The following is a 19,194-nucleotide window of genomic DNA, read 5'->3' as shown; positions in this document are numbered from 1 at the left end:
TTGGCTGCCACTGGTTGCTCCCTTCGGGGTTTCGGCGGGCATGCGGTCATCGCCGCGCGCCTCCGCTCTGTGCAACCATGACGAACATCACAGTCAACGATTGGAGTGTACTCATTTGTCGAATCCGGGCAACTGCCCTCAGCCGCGCCGAGGCGACAGGAGGCGTCGACCGACCAACATCTTCTGGATCTCGAGCGCGCCGGCCGCCACGGTGGCGGCCTGCGCATACCGCCAGTGGTGCTCGAGGTGGCCCAGAGCCGGATGCGTGCCGGGAGCATCCGGCGCCAGCGCCGTGACCCCTGCCATGTCCATCGCCACGTCGGCGACCTCCTGCTCCACGAGCGTCGACGCGATTCGGGCGATCGGGCCCCCTGCAGGCGTCTCCTCGCCCCTGACCCGTCCGTCGTAGTTGCGGTAGTTGAGCAGCCTGGCGACGAGCACGTGGACCATGGCCGCTGCAAGGTCGGGCGACGCCGCGGGACTGCCGCCCTGTGTGGCCTCTCGCGCTTCCGCCAATATCCGATCGGCCCGCGCATACCGGGGAATGCCGACCCTCTCGAACGCGAGACCAGCCGTCATGATCTCCCAGCCGTGGTCGACAGTGCCGAGCACTTCAACGTTCTCGACGAACACGTCATCGAAGAACACCTCATGAAAGTGGTTGGGCCCGAGCATGGTCGGGATGCGTCGGACGGTGATGCCCTCCCGGTCCATCGGGACCAGGAACACCGTGAGGCCGTCTTGCTTGCGTTCCAGCACCGAGGTGCGAGCGGCGAGAACGCAGTACTGCGCATGGCTGGCATAGGACGTCCAGACCTTCTGACCCTGGACCCTGAATCCGCCCTCCACCTTGGTCGCCCGCGTTGTGAGGGACGCCAGGTCCGAACCGGCGTCGGGCTCGGAGAACCCCTGACACCATTGGACGTCACCACTGGCGATGCCGGGCAGGTGCTGCTCGCGCTGAGCCTCGTTGCCGAAGGTGATCAGGGCGGGCCCGATCCACGTCACGCCCATGTACTGGCCGCCGCGAGGCTCGTTGTGAGCCCACATCTCCTCGTTGAAGACCACCTGCGACCACACGGACGCGTCATCGCCTCCGTACTGCCGCGGCCAGGCGCGGGTCAACAGATTCTGTGCTCCGAGCTTGCGGCAGAAGGCCCAACTGGCGGCCAGTGGTTCCTCGAAATTTTCGACGAAGATGCCGGGATAATCGGCCGGCATCGACTCACCGATGAGCTCTCTCAGGTCGGACCGCATCTCGGTCTCGGAGGAAGAGAAGGCGTAGTCCATCATCAGGGACTCCTCGGGACATCATGAAGACCGACCCCTCGGCCGACCAAAAGAAGTATACTCATTGTCATGAATTCGACAGCCACCGCACGGGCCGGAAGAGCCTGTTCGTGGACCTGACCACCCCCGAGGTCGCGCTCGACGTCGCACGATCGGCGCGCGCATCCTTCGGTGCCGACGACCTCGCGCTCGCGCGGTCCAGCCGAACGGACGCGGCCGGTGCACTCTCGACGGCGGTCGAACGATTACGACACGTGGGTCTGGAAGATCTCGACGGACTCGACTCCGATCCGGAGTTGGCGATGGTGGCATGTCTGGTAGCCGAGGAGGCCGGGCGTGCCGCACTCCCCGCGCCAGTCGCCGCCCTCATCACCGGCGCCGGCATCGGGCGATCCGTGCCGTTGCACGCCATCGACCGCGGTCTCGACCAGGTGCTGCTCGACTACGCGGCTCTCCTGGATCAGAGCCACACCATCGATCCGTCCGGTCAGATCGTTCCGATGATGGCGACTCCCCTCACCGCGGATCCCAAGATGCTGGCGCCGCATGCCGCCGTGTGTCGACCGGTCGGAAACGGTGAGGTGGGCTCACCTCGCACCTGGGCCTGGCACGAGACGTTCTCCGCCTTCAGTAGCTCCGGTGCGATGAGCCACGTTCTCGACCTGGGAGCACGACACCTCAACGAGCGCATCCAATTCGGCAAGCCGCTCAGGACACGTCAGGCACTGGAGTACCGGTTCGTGGACGCGGCCGTCGCGGCACGGGGTCTCCGCGAACTCGCACTGTTCACGGCGTGGCGGCTCAACGCGGACCCGACGGCCGGGGAGGGCGCAGCGCTCGCCCTGCGCCTGGTCCACCTCGAGACCGTCCGGGACGTCATGCGCCACATCCACCAGATCCACGGCGCGATCGGCTTCTGCTTCGAGCACGATCTCGCACTTATCAGCCAATACCTGCAGTTCAGGCGGTACCAGCCCGTCCCGTTGAGCCAGACCCGAACGAGGCTGGCCGATCACATCGACGACATCCCGAGTCTGCATCGCGCCGGATCGCTGGACTGACCTCGCCGCCGCTGAGATCGGCCGCTGTTCGTCGGTCGCTGTTCGATCACGCGCCGTTGACGGCAGCGGGTCCGCTCCCCCGTGCCAGCTGTCTAAAAAAGTGTACTTAGTTGAAGACACGGGCTGATCTTGTTGTTACTGTGAGCACACTCGCGTCCTACAGTGATGCGGGTCACTCGACTGGAACCACCGGTAGATGTGGGTTTTCAGAGCAACAACCGACAGCAGAGGTCGACCTCGGGACGAACGCGTACGCGAGCCCACGGATCCACCTTCGCAATACAACATCCTGAATAGCTCGGTATCAACCACGAGAGGCGCCACCATGCGACCCACCACCACCCGGAAAGCCGGGCTCATCGCCGCGATGACCGTATGTTCGCTCGCGCTCGCCGCATGCGGAAACGGCGGCAGCGCTTCTCGCGGCTCGGATGAGGAAAGGGCCGCCGTCGATGTGTCGGCCGCAACCGCCAAGGTCCAGGAGTTGGCGGTTCCATCGGCCCCGCTCGGAATCACCGTGCCCATCGACAAGGCGATCCCCAGCGGCCTCAAGGTCATCCTGGTCAACTGCGTGACGTCGTTCTGCAAGCCACTCGGCGACCAGGTGGAGACGGCCGGCGAAGCGCTCGGCTGGGACGTCTCGATCATCACTCCGTCGAGCAGCAACGCGGCCGCACAGCAGAACGCGTTCAAGTCGGCTCTGAGCCAAGACCCCGACATGATCATGAACTACACCTACGAGAGCACGGTCCTGGGCGACGGCTACCGAGAGGCTTTCGACAGAGGCATTCCGGTCGTCTCCGGCGGCGTCCTCGACGAGCCGGCCGCGCCGGGCCAGCCCGGCCCATTGGTCAACTTCTCCGGGCCTCCGGGGATCGAAGCTCAGGGTGCTTCCGTTGCCTCGCTCGTCGCGGACCGCACCGAGGGTCACGCCAACATGCTGTTCGTCGGTCTCCCCGCATTTCCGATCATCGACTCCCTCGAGAGAGGCATGAAGAGCGGGCTCGACGAGTATTGCCCTGACACGTGCGAGGTCAGCGAACGTTACGACCTACCAGTGGAGTCCATCGGCAAGAACGCCTCCGAGCTGATCGTCAACAGACTGCGCGCGAGCAAGGACGTCGACAGCGTCTTCCTCTCCGCCAGCGTCATGTCGCTCGGAATGGTGAACGCACTGAAGTCCGCGGGCCTACAGGACATCAAGATCTTCACCGCATACGCAGAAGAAACGGTACTGCCCGACATCAAGACCGGTGCCATCGAGGGCGCGGCCAAGAGCCCCGGCCTCGAGAACGGCTGGTACTTCATGGACGGAGCAGCCCGGGTTGCAGCCGGAGTCGATCCGGCACCCGCGAACAGCGCGGTCCCGAACATCCTCGTGACCGCGGACACCCTCGGCGATCCGCCCGTGACGACTCCGATCACGGAGGACTTCGAGGCCAAGTTCCTGGAGCTGTGGGGCAAGTGATCACCGACGAACGCATCGCTGATGCACAGCGGCGACCAGCTCTGTCCATCAGCAATATGTCGAAGCGATTCGGCGGCACACGGGCCCTTCACGACGTCTCCTTGCAAGTCCACGACGGCGAAGTGCTCGCGTTGCTCGGCCACAACGGCTCCGGCAAATCGACGGTCATCAAGATCCTGGCCGGCTTCCACCAGCCCGATGCCGGAACCGCGGAGCTCCGCGGCTCCGAGTTGATCCTCGGGGACGCACAGAGTGCCAACAGCCTCGGCCTACGTTTCGTGCACCAAGACCTCGGAATCGTCGAGGAGCTCAACACGGTCGACAACGTCGCCCTCACCAGCGGTTATCTGCGCGGCAAGTTCGGCACAGTGGACCAAGGCCGGCAGGCGAAGCGCACCAGGGAGCTGCTCGACCGCTTCGACATCGAGATCGACGTGTCGGCTCCTCTCAGCGAAGCCGACCCGGTCCAACGGACCGGTGTCGCGATCGCGCGGGCGCTGTGGGATTGGGAAGAGGGAGACTCGCGGGTCCTGGTCCTCGACGAACCCACCGCCGCTCTGCCTTCGCGCGAGGTCTCGCAGTTGTTCGACCTCATCAATCGCGTGCGCGACGCCGGACACGCCGTGATCTATGTGTCACACCGCATGGACGAGATCCAGCAGATCGCAGACCGGGTCATCGTGCTCCGCGCGGGAGAGGTCGTCGCTGACACCCCGGTCCGCGATGCGAAGGCGGTCGATCTGGCTCGCCTGATCACCGACAATGCACAGCACACCGTGGCTGCGGAACGAGGTGCCCGCCCGGCCGCAGGCGAGCCGGTCCTGTCCGTACGCGGCCTGTCGGGCCACCACACCAAAGATGTGGACATCACCCTGCACGCCGGCGAGATCGTCGGCATCGCCGGGCTACAGGGCTCCGGTCGCGAAGAAATCGCCTACCTTCTCGGGGGTGCCCGTCGATCGAAGGCCTCTGGCGGCTGGCAGGTGGCGGGGCAGACGATCGACCCGCCCACCTCGGCCAGCGCACACCGTGCGGGCATCGCACTCGTGCCCGGCCAGAGGCTGCGAGAAGGTCTCATCGCGAACTTCACTGTCCGCGAGAACTTGACCCTTGCACGGCTCGGAAACCTGTCGAAGCCTGGCCGATTGGCGTCCAAGCGAGCCGAATCCGAATTCGCACGAGAGTGGATGCGTGCGTTGGAGATTGCCGAGCACGTCGCCGACGATCCGATACTGACCCTGAGCGGTGGCAACCAGCAGAAGGTACTTCTGGCCAGGTGGCTGTGCACCGAGCCGCGGATCCTACTGCTGACCGAGCCGACGGCCGGCGTCGACATCGGCGCGAGACGAGCTCTGTACGAACTCCTGAGGGACCGAGCCGCGGCCGGTCTGACGATTCTCGTCTGCTCGTCCGACGTCGAGGATCTCGTGGAGTTGTGCGACCGGGTCTTGGTCATGCGCGAGGGAGTCATCGCCTCCACGGCCGAGGGCGAGCGAATCAACGTACCCCACTTACTGACCGAGATGGAAAGCAGTCATGTCTGAACTGAAAGCGTCCGACCCCGACAACACCACTCACATGCCATCGACGGAGATCTCGTCACGACACGCGACCACCTCCGCAGGTGATCGGACCTGGAAACGCGCCGTGAAACCGCTGAGATTCGGCAACATCGGGGCGGTGTACGTCGGCCTCATCATCGTCGTCTACTTCTCCGTCACGCAGCCGGACCTCTTCCCCCGCTCGACGACCGTGCAGCTCATCCTGAACCAGAACTCGGTAGCGGCCCTGGTCGCATTCAGCCTGATCGTCCCGATGTGCACCAGGGTCTTCGATCTGTCGATCGGTTATGTCATGGGAATGACGAGCGTCACGGCGGCCTACCTGATCGTCGAACGGCAGCTGAGCTTCACAGTGACGATCGTGTTGTGTCTGCTGCTGGCCCTGGGTGCGGGACTACTGAATGTCGTTCTCGTCGTGATGCTGGGCATCGACTCGTTCATCGCCACACTCGCCAGTGGCGCCTTCTTCCAGGCCGTCATCCTGCTGATCAGCGGCAACGTGCCGGTGAGCGACCAGCGGTTGAACCAGGACTTCGGCAAGATCGCCAACACGGAGATCATCTTCGGGCTGACGCCCCCGGTCTTCGTCGCGATCGTGGTCGGGCTGCTCATCTGGTGGCTGCTCGAGCGCACCGTGACCGGTCGTCGGCTCTATGCGACCGGGTTCAACGAGGAAGCTGCCCGCCTCGTCGGCGTGCAGACCCGCCGGCTGAAGGTCGCCGGCTTGCTGGTCTCAGCACTGGTCTCCGGTCTCGCCGGAGTCTTGGTCACCGCCCAGGTCGGGGCAGGATCTCCGGAAATCGGTCCGGGCTACCTACTGACGTCGTTCGCGGCGGTCTTTCTCGGTGCCACCCAGTTCCGCGGTGGACGGTTCAATGTCCAGGGCGCAGCGGTCGCCGTGCTCGTCATCGCGGTCGGGTCGGCCGGTCTGGCCATCTCCGGTGCCCCGGTGTGGGGTTCGTCGATGTTCCTCGGCATCATCCTCCTGTCGTCCCTCGCGCTGCGTCGGTACGAAGAGGTGCGGTCGAAGACGCGAAACGCCTGACCCGAACGAAACAGACACGAAAGTACCGATGGTCGTCTTCGACCATCGGTACTTTCGTCTCGATGTGGAGTCAGCCCTGAGGGGCTACTTGATTGCCGCGCCGCCGTCGATGGGGAGGCTCGTACCGGTGATGTACCGCGACTCGTCGGAAGCCAGGAACAGCACGGCATTGCTGACATCCAGGTCCTCGACCCAGGGAATGGGCATGAGAATGGTGGCGCTGGAAGCGGCGGCGAAGTCGTCACGAGTGGGATGAGCGAGGTGTGGAGAGAACGCGTCGTACATCTCCTGGTTCTGGGCCATGGGTGTGTCCACTTGCGTCGGGTGCACGGTGTTGACCCGGATCGCGTGCTCGGCGAGCTCGTGCGCGAGCGTTTTCATCAGACCGACGACGCCGTGCTTTGCCGCTACGTAGTGCCCGGTCCGACCGAAGCCTCTCAGTCCCGCCACGGACGAGGTCAAGACGATCGATCCCCCGGTCCCCTGCGCGACCATCGTCGGAATGGCAGCCTTGACAGTGCGCCACACGCCGCTCAAATTGATGTCGATCATCTGATGCCACGTCGCCTCGTCGAGCTCGGTGGCCGAGCCGAAAGAAAAAATGCCCGCGTTCGCTGACACGATGTCGAGCCGACCCAACTCGGCCACGCCCGCAGCAACGGCTTGCTCGAGCGAATGGTGGTCACGCACATCGGCGTGAGTACTGACGATCTTTCGACCTCTGGCCTCGACACCGCGAACCGTTTCGGCCATGTCAGCTGCTGTCGCCATCGGGTAGGACACCGTGTCGACATCGTCCATCACATCGACGGCGATGATGTCGGCCCCCTCCTCTGCGAGGCGAAACGCGTGACTGCGACCTTGACCGCGTGCGGCACCGGTGATGAAGGCGACTTTGCCTTCGACTCGTCCTGGCATGATCGAATTTCCTCCTGTAACTGGTGAGACCGTTCGTCGAGAAGACCGTTCACAGAGCAGGGCGAGCGCGCGATGCGTCCCCGACGAGACCTTCTTCGATCGCCTTGATCTGGAGCGCGAGAAATTTGCCGTAGAAGCGAGCCATCGCGAGGTTGCCGCCCATGAACCACAGGCCGTCGTGCCCTGACTGGCGCCAGACGCCGCGCAGCTCACCCTCGTCGTCGAGCCCCCACACCGGTCCGCATCTGTCGGCGACGTCCGGGCCGAGGAGCCGTCGGGCCGTGTCGAGCATTCCGCGATAACCGGTGGCAAGCACCACGACATCCGCGGCGAGCGCGCTCCCGTCGGACAACTCCAACCCTGACTTCGTGAACGTCTCGATCTCGGTGCCGGACTTGATCTTGATCTCGCCCGCAGCGATCAGCTCGGAGGTACCGACATTGATGTAGTACCCGCCGCCCTTGTGGAGGAAGAGGCCCAGAGCACCCGTTCCGTCGATCCCGGACGACCACATGAAACCGGACTTCTCCAGTGCTGCAATGATGTCCGAATCCAACTCCGCCATTGCAGCCGTGGTGGCGCGGTGCATCTCAGGCGCCGCCGTGAACGGGAATGACGCTCCGAGCAGGTCGGCGACGTCCGTCGGCGGACCGGATTCGTCGTAGACACCTGTCATGGGGACGGCCGCGCTCGCGACACTCACCACGTAGGTGGGTGAGCGCTGCAGCATCGTGACGTCGGCACCACGTTCGTAGAGCTCCTGAGCGATGTCGTGGCCGCTGTTGCAACTCCCGACCACCACAGCTCTGCGCCCGGAGAAGTCGTGGCCATGGGGGAAACCGTGCGAATGGCACAGCATTCCCGCGTATGTGTCGGCACCGGCAATCTCAGGAATGTTCGGCTCGGTCCCACTGACCCCGGTGGCCAGAACGAGGTGATGGGGACGAACCACCCGGGTAGTGCCGTCGGTCCTCTCGAGGGTCACGCTCCACTGGCCGGAGGCGGCGTCGTAGTCGCTCGCGCGCAGCTCCGTACCCGTCCAGACATTGAGCTCCATCGTGGCGGCATAGGACTCCAGCCAATCGGCCAACTTGTCCTTCGGCGAATAGACCGGCCAGCTGGACGGGAACGGCAAGTACGGCAAATGGTCGTACCAGACCGGATCATGGAGGACGAGGGAGTCGTATCGGTTCCGCCAGCTGTCGCCGATCCGTGGATTGCGATCGATCACGAGGGTGTCGATCCCCAGGCAGCCGAGTCGTGCAGCAAGGCCGAGACCACCGTGTCCTGCGCCCACGATCACGACCGCAGGCTCGGACGCGGTGAACTCGCTCTTCAGCTTGCGAGATTCGGCCCAGTTGCGTTGCGAGCGATCGGTGCCGTGCGCTCCGCCGTGGGGACGGTTGGTGCCGGTGAGTTCCTCGTGGCCGACAAGCCCATCCATGGCAGTCATCACTGTCCAGGCTTTCCAGACGTCGTCACGGCGCACCAGCCTCAGCACTCCACGTCCGTGCGCGAGGTCTGTGGTGAACGTGAACATCGCCTGGATCCAGTGCTCGGTACCTGCGTCGACCAGCGAGGCGTTCCCGATCATCGCCATCGACAGGCCCGATTGGCCGGCGCGTTCCGATACTGCGCTGTCGAGTTGCTTCAGCCCGTGCGCAGTGCGTAGATCCCACGTGAACCCCAACAAGTCCCGCCACCAGGCATCGTCGTGGAACAGGCTGCGGACCGCGCCGTCCTCAGCTCGGCTCAAGGCGAGCTCGAAACCGCTCACCCACCGTGCCGCTACTGCATCGAGTTCGGCGCCTGACAGCGAGGTCGGATCGGAAACAGAAGACACAGAGGACACTTCAGTTGACACGCGCTCACCGTTCGTTCGGATACGTGGAAAGGAGACAGTTCCTCGCGGAACCCGGGCTGCAGGAGGAACGTGCGGAGCAACTCCCGGCAAAGTGCGCGGGAATGTGACTCACGTCATTCTTGGACGGTATCAGTATCCTGTTTGGGTGCACAAGCAGACAAAATCGGCACATGGACCCTAAGCGCAATCACACAGTGCACTCATCGGTACGTCCGTCTGCCGCCACCCTGAGCCCGCATCGCGCGAGATCGAGAACGACCTCAGTAGAGACCCACCGGCTCGACGTCGGCCGAGAGACGGGTCTCGAAGGCGCGACCGATACCCTCCGCCGTGTCGATGTCGTCGGTGATCCGCTCGGTGCGGTAGTTCGGCAACTCCATCAACGACAGCGAGTGCGAGTCGAACCTGACGACCTGCCCGTTCAGGTGACGGCCCCGCTCGCTGATCAGGTACACGACCGCCGGCGCGATCCGGGCAGGCTGCGGACGCTGCACGCCGTCCGCCCGCGCGCCGACGCCGACGCCCATGCCGGTCTGTGCGACCGGTGACAGCGCCATGACGCTCACCCCGGTGCCTGCCGCGTCGACAGCCAGGTTGTAGGTCAGCGAGGCGACCGCACCCTTGGTCAGCCCGTAGGCCGTCATACCGGCAATGCCCACATGCGCCCCGGACACCACATTGAGGATCGAACCGCGACCCTGCTCCCGCATCACCCGGTACGCATGGAGGGCCACGAAGCTGCTTCCGAGCACGTTGACGTCCACGATCGTGCGCAGCGCCTCCTCGGTCAGCTCGCGCGGATCACCGAACTGGAAGACAGCGGCGTTGTTGACCACGCCGTCGACCGAGCCGTACACGTCGACAGCCGTCGTGATCAGGCGTTCCGCGATGCCCCAGTCGCTGACCGAGCCGGCCACGACCTCCACCGCGTGCCCAGCGGCTTTCAGGCTGTTCGCGACGTCAGCCAACGCGGCGTGATCGACGTCGTTGACGACCAGCCGCGCACCCGCGGCGGCGACAGCTTCTGCATACGCCCGCCCCAGACCTGCTCCGGCTCCCGTGACGACGATGGCCGCACCGTCCAGCATCCCCATGACTTCTCCTGAACATCTGCGTGGCGGCACTGGGCCACGGCACCCTCGGACAGGGCGTCGACGCCCTGGCGTGGTTCTGATGATGTGGTTTATTAGCATACTCTATTACCGAACGGCTCGACCTACAAGGAGAACCCATGGTCAAGTGGCACCAGCTCGACGTCGCCCGAGATCTCGACGGACTGCTCTATGAGAAGGACGGACCAGTAGCAACGATCACCCTCAACCGTCCCGAACGTGGCAACTCCATGCACAAAGGCATGTTCGGGCCCATCCGGGCGATCTGGGAGGACGTCCGCGACGACGACTCGATTCGCGTCGTCATCATCACCGGGGCGGGCGACCGGCATTTCTCCACCGGGGCTGACGTCGGCATTGCCGCATCGGACAGCTCGGTGGCCGCGAACGCGCCGCTCGACCAGACCGTGTTCTGGTCGGCACGACACAACAAGGTGTGGAAGCCCGTCATCGCGGCTGTGAACGGCACCGTTGCCGGCGGAGGCCTTCACCACGTCGTCGACGCCGACATCGTCGTGGCCAGTGACCACGTCCAGTTCCTCGATACCCACGTCAACATCGGCATGGTCGGCGGTCTCGAAAACATCGGATTGGCCAAAAGACTGCCGCTCGGGACGGCGCTGCGCATGAGTCTGCAGGGTCGTGACTACCGGCTGAGCGCCGAGCGCGCCTACCAACTCGGTCTCGTCGACGAGCTCGTTCCTCGAGGCCGAGCACTCGAGAAGGCTCGGGAGATCGCACTTTCGATCGCGAAGAACTCCCCGCAGGCCATGGCACTCACGCAGCAAGCCATCTGGGGCTCGCTGGAGACGAGCTACGAGCAGTCGCTGCAACATGCGTGGGCGCTGATCAGATTGCAGTGGTCCCACCCCGATTTCATCGAAGGTCCTCGCGCCTTCGTCGAGAAGCGCGAGCCGCAGTGGAACCCCGATCCCGACGCGACCCACGCAACGGGCACCTGACGCGCGCTGACGCCGTTCCGGGACGAACTCGGGGACGACGAGAGTGCTCGGGTCGCCCGGCACCCTGCGCCATGCTCGGACCGAGACTCACTGTCCTCGTGGGTCATCGGTCACGAGGGCTCCGTCGGTCGGGAGTGTCCGCATCCTCACGAGGCTGTCGATCACCAGCTGCAGGGTCGAGGTCGAGGCAGGACTGTCGGCGAACGCCGTCAAGAAGCCGTGGATCTGACCGGGGACCTGCGAGTGCGCCAGCAGTCGGCCGACCGATCGCATCCGCTCGGCGAAGGCGTCGGCCTCGTCCCGCAGCGGATCGTGCTCTGCCGAGACCACGACCGCCGGCGGAAGCTGCGAGACCCCCGGGGCGAGCCCCGGAGAGATGTGCGGATGCGCGCGATCGACGTCGGACTGGACGTACGCGTCCCAGAAGAATCTCAAGTGGTCAGCCGTGACGAAGTAGCCCTCCGCCTTCTCGCGGTACGAGGCGGTATGCATCGCCGCGTCGAGGACGGGATAGATCAGTACCTGGCCGAGCAGAGCTGGTTCGGCGACCGCCTCCGCACGCCTGACGGCAACCGCTGCAGCGAGATTGGCCCCCGCGCTCGTGCCCGCGACAACCGTGCGCGAGGGATCGGCGCCCCATGACTCGGCGTGCGCGACAGCCCATTCCACAGCCTCGGCGGCGTCGTCCAGAGGAGCCGGATAAGGATGCTCGGGCGCCAGCCGGTAATCGACGTTGACGACGACAGCGTCGGCACCGATGGCAAGAGAACGACAGGTCGGGTCATGCATGTCGAGGTCCCCGCTCACCCATCCTCCGCCGTGCAGGTACACCACGAGTACCCGCTCCGAATCGTCCGATGCCGGCACGTACACCCGTACTGCGGTGCCTGCAGACGTCCGGACATCCTGAACGCGGTCGATCGGATGGGAGGCCCGCGGTGGCCGTACCCGACTGCGCATGCGTTGCAAGTGGTCGGCCGCCTCGCGCGAACCGAACCTCGCGCCCGAAGGAAAGGGATCGGTGGCGTCGGCCCTCTCGATGAAACGGCGGACGTGCTCCTCGAGCGGGACCGACATGGCACTCCTTCTCCTGGCGGACATCACGGGGTCGGCGCGACGGAACCGACGATCAGCGGCTGGGTGGCCGCTGGACCTGCATCGATATCCTGATACTCGGTCTCGGATTGAGTATACTGTTGACGTGTCCCAGCTGTCGCCCCCCTCGTCGTACTCCGCCTCCGGGCACACTCCCACCTGCGCCGGGACGCCAGGCGATCCACTCGTCGTTCCGCGTGCGCAGGAGTCGTCGTCCCTGATGGTCGACGGTCGGCACGTGCACTACGACGTGCGTGGCGACCCCGAGAGTCCCGCTGTGGTGCTCGTCCACGGCGCCCGTGCACACCGCGGCTGGTGGCACGCCGTCCTCGCTGCCGGACTCGCGGACTCGCTTCGAGTCGTGACGTTCGACCTCGCGGGACACGGCCTCAGCGATCCCCACGACGATTACAGCCCGGCAGGCTGGGCCCACCAAGTCGCGGAGGTCGTCCGTCAGGTCGCAGGTGGACGCTGTGTCGTCGTGGGTCACAGCATGGGCGGTCTGGTCACCTACGCGACGGCCGCCCTTCACCCCGACCGGGTCAGCAGGGTCGTCACCTTCGACAGCAAGGTGCGCATCCCCACCCCCCACGGTGGCGCCAAGGTGCGCGGTATCCCGGGGAAGCCACTGCGTCCCTACGCGAGCAGGGACGACATCCTGGACGCGTTCCGATTGCTTCCGCCTCAGCCCTGGATCAACCCTGCGGCCGTTCGCCACGTCGCAGAGCTCGGCATCGTCGAGCGCGACGGGGCGTGGCGTTGGCGGTTCGACCCTGCCATCGCCCAGCGCTTCTGCGACGACGAAGTCGCTCGTCATCTGCGCGATCTGTCGTGCCCCGTCGACTTCTTCCACGGTGCCGAGAGCACGCTCGTCTCGCACGAGACTGTCCGCGACGCGGACGTGATGGTCGGCGGGTTGTTTACGAGCGCAGCTATTCCGGGCGGTCACCACCACCTCGTCCTGGATCAGCCCGAACTCGTGCGCGACGCCATCATCGGCGCGGTCGAGCGAGACCGAGCGTCGCAGAGACGAGCGGGCGCCTGACGGCCGCTCTGGGCCTCACCCATCGGTCAACCGTGCGGGCGCGGCGACCGTCAGCGCGCCAGGATCGCCTGCGCGGTCTCGGCGAACGACTCGGACGTCAGCCGTTCTCCCTGGATGCGGGCGCACTCCTGCAGGTAGGTGTCGTCCGGCAGATGATTCCTCGACAGTGCCGCATAACCCTCGAGAGCAGGACGTCCCACCGGGACCCACCCCTCGATGAGGTCGACCGCCGCTGCGAGGGCGTCGTCGGAACGCACTCCCACTCCCAGCGTGGCTGCCTGGTCCGCATTCATCGGTCGCTGCCCGAGCAGGTGCCACAGCGCACCCGGCAACAATTCCTGCAGCACCTTCGCGCCACCCGTGCCCGGGATCAGCCCCAGCGTGGCCCATCCTTGCGCGAGCTTGGCCTTCGGTCCCAGGAACCGCGCGTCGCACCACAGCGCGAGATCGAGTCCCAGCCCGATCGCCGCACCGTCCACCGCAGCCACGGTCGGAATCGGGCACTCGCGGAGAGCGCGCACCATCGACTGGAAGTCGCGGTACACGAACTCCGAGACGCCTGCGGCGTCGCGGCCTTCGGTCGCCTCGACAATGGCCGGCAAGTCACCACCAGCGCTGAAGGCTCCTTCGCCGGTCAACACGACCCCCAGGGCATCGGGATGGGCCGCGGCCGCCGAGATCGTCCGGCCGAGCAGGGCCGCCTCGCGGGGTCCGAGAGCGTTACGGACCTGCGGCAGACGGATGGTCACCACCGCTGCTCGGCCTCGTAGCTCCCATGTCACGCTGTCCGTCATGATGGATCCTCTCGGGCGGAATGGATCCGCTCCGGTCGTGTGGTGCGGTCTGGTGCCGGGCGTAACGACGCGAGAATCACTTGAGCACGAAGCCCTCGTAACCGTTCTCGGCGATCTCGTTGCACCTGGCGACGTAGTTGCCGAACCCACCCACGTAGGGGATGAAGACGCGCGACTGGTCGTCTGCGTTGACGTGCACCATGTAGTTCTTGGTGCGCAGACGCAGCAGCGAACCGGCCGCCTCTGCGACGCGGGCAGTCCACTCGTCCTGCGCTTCCTCGCTCGCTTCGATCGTGGCGTAGCCGGACTTGTCGAGGTAGGCGATGCAGTCGCCGATCCAGTCCATGCACTGCTCGTTGTGGACGGTCAGGTTCGCGAGCACCGCGGGGCTACCGGGCCCGGTCGAGACGAACAGGTTGGGGAATCCCGTCGTCGTCATGCCGAGCAGAGTACGAGGACCGCGATCCCAGTGGTCGGTGGGCGAGGCACCCTCGGCGTTGCGGATGTTGGCGTTGTCGATGGCACCGGTGAAGGCGTTGAATCCGAGCGCGAAAATGACCAGGTCCAGCTCGTGGTGGGTCCCGTCGGCCGTGATGATCCCGGTCTCGTCGAAACGCTCGATCGCATGCTCGGACACGTCGACCAGTGTCACGTTGTCGCGGTTGTACGTCGCGTAGTAGTCGGTGTCCACGCACAGGCGGCGGGATCCGACGGGATGATCCTTGGGACACAGCTTCTCGGCCAGTTCCGGATCGTCGACGATGGAGCGGATCTTGTTCCTCACGAACTCGGCCGCGACGCTGTTGGAGAAATCGTCCGTGCCCTGGTCGGCGAAGGTCCGCTGGAACACGTGCCCGCCGTAACTCCACGACTTCTCGAGGAGCTCTTCGCGCTGCTCCGGCGTGAGATCTGCGGCGTTCGACGTTCCCGGGCTGACGTGCCGCGCTCCCGCGCTCGCCATCAGAACTGCACGTTCGCCGGGTACGTCCTGCCGAATGCGGTCCCACGTGTCCTTGGACATCGGCCCGTTGTGGGCAGGCACCGAAAAGTTGGGAGAGCGCTGGAACACCGTGACGTGCTCGGCCACCTTCGCCACGACCGGGACTGTCTGCACGCCGGACGAGCCGGTGCCGATGACGCCGATCCGGCGACCGGCCAACTCGACCTCGCGGTCCGGCCAGTGTGATGCCTGAACCCACTCGCCCTGGAACTTCTCCAGCCCGGGGAATTGCGGATCGCGCGCGGCGGAGAGGTTTCCGGTCGCCATGACCAGGAATCGGCAGGTGAAAGTGTCACCCGAGCTGACCGTCACGCGGTAGCGCGACGCTTCCTTGTCCCATTGCGCGCCGGTGACCCAGGTCTCGAACAAGAAGTGACGACGGATGTCGAACCGGTCCGCGACGTGGTTGAGGTAGCGCAGAAGCTCCGACTGGGTCGCGTAGCGCTCGCTCCACTCCCACTCGTTGTAGAGCTCGGAGGAGAAGTAGTAGCAGTAGTCGAAGCTCTCGATATCGACCCGCGCCCCGGGGTAGCGGTTGTGGAACCAGACGCCGCCCACGCCGGACGCACCTTCCAGCCCGAGGACGCTCAGGCCCTGACTCGCGAAGCGGTGCACACCATAGAGGCCTCCGATGCCTGCACCCACCACGACCACGTCGTATTCCCGAGCAGTCTCGGGCACGTCCACGACCTCTTCGAACATCTAGTGCTCTTCTCTACAGTATTCTCTATTGACGGGAGTTCAGCGGAGAAAGTCCCCATCCGCTGCTGGACACTGTACCGCGTGATTGCTATGAGTGCACTCAATTGGAATTCTACGCCTGAGCCGCTATCGCCCCGGGAGGGCAGACACCATGAGAAGTCTCCACTGTCCCTGTGGCACCACGATCGACGCGACCGACGACGACCAGCTGGTCGAGCGCACGGAGACTCATCTCGCCGGCGCCCATCCCGGCCGCACCTACTCGCGGCTCGAGATCCTGTTCCTGGCTCACTCGACCTGATCCGATGCGGCGGTCTCCTGCGCGAGCCGCACGGAGTCGAGTATCGCGAGGCCTTCGACGGCCAGACCGTTGCTGAGACTCTCGTCGATGAGCCGCTTCAATCGGCCGGTGAGCACGACTCGGGTGTAGCGCATCTGGAGGACTGGTCGTGCAGCCAGTTCGCGCGCGAGTTCGCGCGCCCTCGGCATCAGCTCGCCCGCAGGCATGACCTCGTTGACGACACCGAGGTCGAGCGCCTCCGCCGCTGACAACACCTGACCGGTAAGCAGAAAGTATCGTCCACGGTTCGGGCCGAGCAGCTCCTGCCACACCACCTGGACGCCGTCTCCGGGGACCGAGCCGGCCAGAACGTGCGCCTTGTCCTGCAGGATCGCGCTCTCGGATGCGAGCGTGACATCCGACAGGAGCGCGAGCTCGGCATGGATCGTCGCGGCCCCGTTCACCACCCCGATGACGGGGATCTCGATGTCGAGCAGCCGCCGGAGCAGATGTTTGCCCTCGTAATAGATGACGTCCCACATCTGGGCGTCCGCCGTGCGCTCGTCCCAGGCGAAGACGTCGATGAAGCTGTCCCCCGTGCCCGTCAGAATCATCACGCGGTTGTCGCGGTCGTCCGCGATGTCCACGAACGCCCGCACCCAGTCGTGGTGGTGCTGCGGCGAGTACCTGACCGGGCCGTCGTCACTGTGCAGCCTGACCGTCAGGACGCCCAGATCGTCGCGATCGAAGGCGATCGTGGGGTAGGCGTCGAAGTAGGCAGGCCGGTCGTGGTCCGCGTGGGTCACCGGTCGGCGTCCGATGCGGACGTCGGCTCGAGGGCCTTCTGTTTCTCGGCGACCGTCGAACCCAGGTGGGTCCGGAAGAACGTCGTCGCCACGGCCAACGACGCCACGAGCCCCGGCCCACCGTAGAAGGCCATGCCCTCGAACGGCAGCACCGTCAGCTCTTTCGGCTCCTCGAGGGCAGCGTGCACGTCCAGCGCCATCGAGAACGGATGGATCACGTCGTAGCCACTTCCTGCGATGACGAGGGCCGGACGCGGAGCGATCTCCCGGGCGAATGCGAGCGGCCGCCATTCGGCCACCTTCTCGAGCGACTCGAGCGCCATCGGCACCGAGGTGGTCATCGACGTGTCACGGGGCCCCTTCCACGGCAGAACTGCTCGTTCGCCCGACAGACCGATCGACGGAATCGTGCCGGAGGGATGACCGGCGAACCTGCCGCGGCGGTCGGCCTCGAGCTCGTCGAGCAGTTCCTCCCATTGGCTCGGGTTCCGTAACACCTGCAGCCACCCACGGCCGTCCGAGACCGGCACCTGGGCCACGACGGCCTTGACCCGGCGATCGACACCCGCGACGTGGATGACGGTGCCGCCGGAGAAGCTCGTCCCCCAGATCCCGATTCGGTCCGCGTCGACCTCGGGTCGTGACTGGAGGTAGCTGATCGCGTTGCGGTAGTCCTCGACCTTGTCGAGTGGGAAGTTCTTCTCGCGCGGTTCGCCCTCCGACTCTCCGAAGTAGCGGTAGTCGATAGACAGCGCGGCGAATCCCGCCGCGGCGAAGTGCCGTCCCTGCTGCACCAGCGATGTCTTGCCCATACCGAAGCCGTGTCCGAGCACGATGCCGGGCAGCTCTGCGTCGGGGTCGGCGCCCTCCGGCAGGTAGAGATCTGCCGCGCACTCCAGGCCGAGACTGTCGAAGGTCACCTTCATGCGGATGCTCCCGCATCGACGGCTCTGGGCGTCACGACCAGTGGCAGGTGAATGATGCCCGACGAGCCGGCCGGTCGGTACACGATCTCCGCACCCTCGGCGAGCTCGAAGTCCTCCGTCGCGGCGAACCACTCACGCATCACGATCTGCAGCTGCATCCTCGCCAGGTGGGATCCGACGCACCGGTGGGGACCGATCCCGAATGCGAGGTGCTTGATGCCTTCACGGGTGAAGTCGACGGTGTCCGCGTGCTCGACGAGTGACTCGTCACGCGATCCGGACGCGAGGGCGTAGAGAACGGTTTCTCCCTTCTTGATGAGCACGCCGCCGACCTCGACGTCGGCCTGCGCCACTCGGTTGCCCGAGATGAAGCTGTGCGTGCGCATCAGCTCCTCGATCGCGTTGGGGACGAGCGACGGATCCTCGTACAACTGCCGACGATGCTCGGGGTGCGTCGCGAGGAACGAGAAGCAGAAGGACAGCGCACTCGTGACGGTGTCCAGACCGGCGATGAACAGCTGGTAGCACATGTCCAGCGTCTCGTCGGGGGTCATGCGGCGACCGTGCACCTCGGACTGGGTGAACATCGAGATCAGGTCGTCGACAGGATTCTCGAGCCGGTCGGCGATCAGCCCCTCGAGGTAGGCCTGAATCTTGAGTCCCGCCTCCAACCGGAGCGTGGCGCTGTCGCCGTGCTGGCTCCCGTGGATCAGGTCGGTCTCCCACTGCAGAAAGGTGGTTGCCTGCTCGACGGGCAGACCGAACAATCGGCAGAACACCGTCGTGGGCATCGGCTGGGCGAAGTCACGGAAGAACTCGCACGAACCGTTGTCGAGGATCGGCTGGAGCAGCTCCTTGACGTCGGTCGTGATGGCCGGTGCCAGGTCGCGGACCTTGACCGGCGACAACGCCTTGGCCTCGACGGTCTTGTACGGCATGTGCAGCGGCGGGTCGAGCTCGACCGGGATGAGCTTGCGGGGCCACACACTCTTGCCCGGGAAGCTCATGTGCTCGTTCTTGAAGCCTTCGGCGTCCTGGAGCACGGTCTTGATGTCGTCGAAACGGGTCAGGACCCAGAACCCTCCGAAGACAGGACTCCAGAAGGTGGGGTGGTCGCCACGACGGATCTCGTCGTAGAACGTCACCGGATTCGCCTTCAGACCGGGCTCGTTGAAATGGTCGAACACCCTGACCAGCTCCGCTGGCACGTGATCGGGCACGTCGAAGTCGGGACTCTCCGTGACAGTCGCGTCGGTCATGACGT

The 19,194-nt window shown here is 65.4% G+C and carries 17 protein-coding genes; 7 read left to right on the top strand and 10 right to left on the bottom strand.

Features of this window, described 5'->3' with window-relative positions; all coding sequences use genetic code 11:
- Positions 1–138 precede the first annotated feature (138 nt).
- On the bottom strand, positions 139–1,293 hold the full coding sequence (locus tag HQ325_RS03795) for an acyl-CoA dehydrogenase family protein (RefSeq protein WP_261777647.1): 1,155 nt from the start codon (positions 1,291–1,293) through the stop codon (positions 139–141).
- A 107-nt stretch (positions 1,294–1,400) separates the two neighbouring features.
- Here HQ325_RS03795 and HQ325_RS03790 point away from each other — a divergent pair, with 107 nt between their 5' ends.
- The 4 genes from HQ325_RS03790 to HQ325_RS03775 all read left to right on the top strand — a co-directional run bounded on the left by HQ325_RS03790 (position 1,401) and on the right by HQ325_RS03775 (position 6,426).
- The gene (locus tag HQ325_RS03790; protein WP_222626773.1) at positions 1,401–2,351 is read left to right on the top strand and encodes an acyl-CoA dehydrogenase family protein; all 951 of its coding nucleotides are present in this window, start codon (positions 1,401–1,403) and stop codon (positions 2,349–2,351) included.
- A gap of 325 nt (positions 2,352–2,676) precedes the next feature.
- Positions 2,677–3,819, top strand: coding sequence for a substrate-binding domain-containing protein (locus tag HQ325_RS03785; RefSeq protein ID WP_222626772.1), 1,143 nt, complete (start codon positions 2,677–2,679; stop codon positions 3,817–3,819).
- Positions 3,820–3,875: 56 nt separating this feature from the next.
- Positions 3,876–5,363: a sugar ABC transporter ATP-binding protein gene (locus tag HQ325_RS03780; RefSeq protein ID WP_261777646.1), complete on the top strand. Its 1,488-nt coding sequence runs from the start codon at positions 3,876–3,878 to the stop codon at positions 5,361–5,363.
- Positions 5,364–5,466: 103 nt separating this feature from the next.
- Positions 5,467–6,426 carry an ABC transporter permease gene (locus HQ325_RS03775; protein WP_222626770.1) on the top strand — a complete coding sequence of 320 codons (960 nt, stop codon included), beginning with the start codon at positions 5,467–5,469 and terminating at the stop codon, positions 6,424–6,426.
- A gap of 84 nt (positions 6,427–6,510) precedes the next feature.
- Here HQ325_RS03775 and HQ325_RS03770 read toward each other — a convergent pair whose 3' ends face one another.
- The 3 genes from HQ325_RS03770 to HQ325_RS03760 form a co-directional block, all read right to left on the bottom strand.
- Complete coding sequence (locus tag HQ325_RS03770; protein WP_222626769.1) at positions 6,511–7,344, bottom strand: mycofactocin-coupled SDR family oxidoreductase; 834 nt, start codon at positions 7,342–7,344, stop codon at positions 6,511–6,513.
- 49 nt (positions 7,345–7,393) lie between these two features.
- Positions 7,394–9,187 (bottom strand): NAD(P)/FAD-dependent oxidoreductase, encoded by a 1,794-nt coding sequence (locus tag HQ325_RS03765; RefSeq protein WP_222626768.1) that lies wholly within the window; start codon positions 9,185–9,187, stop codon positions 7,394–7,396.
- A gap of 281 nt (positions 9,188–9,468) precedes the next feature.
- The gene (locus HQ325_RS03760) at positions 9,469–10,302 is read right to left on the bottom strand and encodes an SDR family NAD(P)-dependent oxidoreductase (RefSeq protein ID WP_222626767.1); all 834 of its coding nucleotides are present in this window, start codon (positions 10,300–10,302) and stop codon (positions 9,469–9,471) included.
- 137 nt (positions 10,303–10,439) lie between these two features.
- Here HQ325_RS03760 and HQ325_RS03755 point away from each other — a divergent pair, with 137 nt between their 5' ends.
- The gene (locus HQ325_RS03755; protein WP_222626766.1) at positions 10,440–11,282 is read left to right on the top strand and encodes an enoyl-CoA hydratase/isomerase family protein; all 843 of its coding nucleotides are present in this window, start codon (positions 10,440–10,442) and stop codon (positions 11,280–11,282) included.
- 87 nt (positions 11,283–11,369) lie between these two features.
- Here the strand turns inward: HQ325_RS03755 and HQ325_RS03750 are convergent, their stop codons facing one another.
- Positions 11,370–12,242 carry an alpha/beta hydrolase gene (locus tag HQ325_RS03750; RefSeq protein ID WP_261777921.1) on the bottom strand — a complete coding sequence of 291 codons (873 nt, stop codon included), beginning with the start codon at positions 12,240–12,242 and terminating at the stop codon, positions 11,370–11,372.
- 241 nt (positions 12,243–12,483) lie between these two features.
- On the opposite strand from HQ325_RS03750, the gene HQ325_RS03745 reads away from it, so the two are divergent.
- Entirely contained in the window at positions 12,484–13,422 is a 939-nt protein-coding gene (locus tag HQ325_RS03745; protein ID WP_222626764.1) for an alpha/beta fold hydrolase, read from the top strand.
- A 50-nt stretch (positions 13,423–13,472) separates the two neighbouring features.
- Here HQ325_RS03745 and HQ325_RS03740 read toward each other — a convergent pair whose 3' ends face one another.
- On the bottom strand, positions 13,473–14,216 hold the full coding sequence (locus HQ325_RS03740; RefSeq protein WP_222626763.1) for an enoyl-CoA hydratase/isomerase family protein: 744 nt from the start codon (positions 14,214–14,216) through the stop codon (positions 13,473–13,475).
- 76 nt (positions 14,217–14,292) lie between these two features.
- Positions 14,293–15,918, bottom strand: coding sequence for an NAD(P)/FAD-dependent oxidoreductase (locus HQ325_RS03735; RefSeq protein ID WP_222626762.1), 1,626 nt, complete (start codon positions 15,916–15,918; stop codon positions 14,293–14,295).
- A 151-nt stretch (positions 15,919–16,069) separates the two neighbouring features.
- Here HQ325_RS03735 and HQ325_RS03730 point away from each other — a divergent pair, with 151 nt between their 5' ends.
- On the top strand, positions 16,070–16,219 hold the full coding sequence (locus HQ325_RS03730) for a DUF1059 domain-containing protein (protein ID WP_222626761.1): 150 nt from the start codon (positions 16,070–16,072) through the stop codon (positions 16,217–16,219).
- On the opposite strand, the gene HQ325_RS22325 is transcribed toward HQ325_RS03730, so the two are convergent.
- From HQ325_RS22325 to HQ325_RS03720, 3 genes are read right to left on the bottom strand one after another with little or no spacing between them, the layout of a single operon-like run.
- Positions 16,207–17,004: an enoyl-CoA hydratase/isomerase family protein gene (locus HQ325_RS22325; protein ID WP_308014238.1), complete on the bottom strand. Its 798-nt coding sequence runs from the start codon at positions 17,002–17,004 to the stop codon at positions 16,207–16,209. The genes HQ325_RS03730 and HQ325_RS22325 overlap by 13 nt on opposite strands.
- Positions 17,001–17,930 (bottom strand): alpha/beta hydrolase, encoded by a 930-nt coding sequence (locus HQ325_RS22320; protein WP_261777645.1) that lies wholly within the window; start codon positions 17,928–17,930, stop codon positions 17,001–17,003. The genes HQ325_RS22325 and HQ325_RS22320 overlap by 4 nt, the downstream gene beginning before the upstream one ends.
- Entirely contained in the window at positions 17,927–19,189 is a 1,263-nt protein-coding gene (locus HQ325_RS03720) for a cytochrome P450 (RefSeq protein WP_222626759.1), read from the bottom strand. The genes HQ325_RS22320 and HQ325_RS03720 overlap by 4 nt, the downstream gene beginning before the upstream one ends.
- Between the last annotated feature and the right edge of the window lie 5 nt (positions 19,190–19,194).

Origin of the sequence: Rhodococcus sp. BP-349, assembly GCF_019835845.1 — a bacterium.
In the GTDB taxonomy this organism is placed as follows: Bacteria; Actinomycetota; Actinomycetes; order Mycobacteriales; family Mycobacteriaceae; genus Rhodococcoides.
The sequence above is the reverse complement of the archived record's forward strand: the minus strand, read 5'-3'. Positions and strand labels throughout refer to the sequence as shown.

Excerpts from the sequence above, each read along its gene's own strand:
- HQ325_RS03795 (WP_261777647.1), bottom strand. The coding sequence starts at position 1,293 with ATGATGGACTACGCCTTCTCTTCCTCCGAGACCGAGATGCGGTCCGAC.
- HQ325_RS03785 (WP_222626772.1), top strand. The coding sequence starts at position 2,677 with ATGCGACCCACCACCACCCGGAAAGCCGGGCTCATCGCCGCGATGACC.
- HQ325_RS03780 (WP_261777646.1), top strand. The coding sequence starts at position 3,876 with ATGTCGAAGCGATTCGGCGGCACACGGGCCCTTCACGACGTCTCCTTG.
- HQ325_RS03770 (WP_222626769.1), bottom strand. The coding sequence starts at position 7,344 with ATGCCAGGACGAGTCGAAGGCAAAGTCGCCTTCATCACCGGTGCCGCA.
- HQ325_RS03760 (WP_222626767.1), bottom strand. The coding sequence starts at position 10,302 with ATGGGGATGCTGGACGGTGCGGCCATCGTCGTCACGGGAGCCGGAGCA.
- HQ325_RS03755 (WP_222626766.1), top strand. The coding sequence starts at position 10,440 with ATGGTCAAGTGGCACCAGCTCGACGTCGCCCGAGATCTCGACGGACTG.
- HQ325_RS03750 (WP_261777921.1), bottom strand. The coding sequence starts at position 12,242 with ATGCGCAGTCGGGTACGGCCACCGCGGGCCTCCCATCCGATCGACCGC.
- HQ325_RS03740 (WP_222626763.1), bottom strand. The coding sequence starts at position 14,216 with ATGACGGACAGCGTGACATGGGAGCTACGAGGCCGAGCAGCGGTGGTG.
- HQ325_RS03735 (WP_222626762.1), bottom strand. The coding sequence starts at position 15,918 with ATGTTCGAAGAGGTCGTGGACGTGCCCGAGACTGCTCGGGAATACGAC.
- HQ325_RS03730 (WP_222626761.1), top strand. The coding sequence starts at position 16,070 with ATGAGAAGTCTCCACTGTCCCTGTGGCACCACGATCGACGCGACCGAC.
- HQ325_RS22320 (WP_261777645.1), bottom strand. The coding sequence starts at position 17,930 with ATGAAGGTGACCTTCGACAGTCTCGGCCTGGAGTGCGCGGCAGATCTC.
- HQ325_RS03720 (WP_222626759.1), bottom strand. The coding sequence starts at position 19,189 with ATGACCGACGCGACTGTCACGGAGAGTCCCGACTTCGACGTGCCCGAT.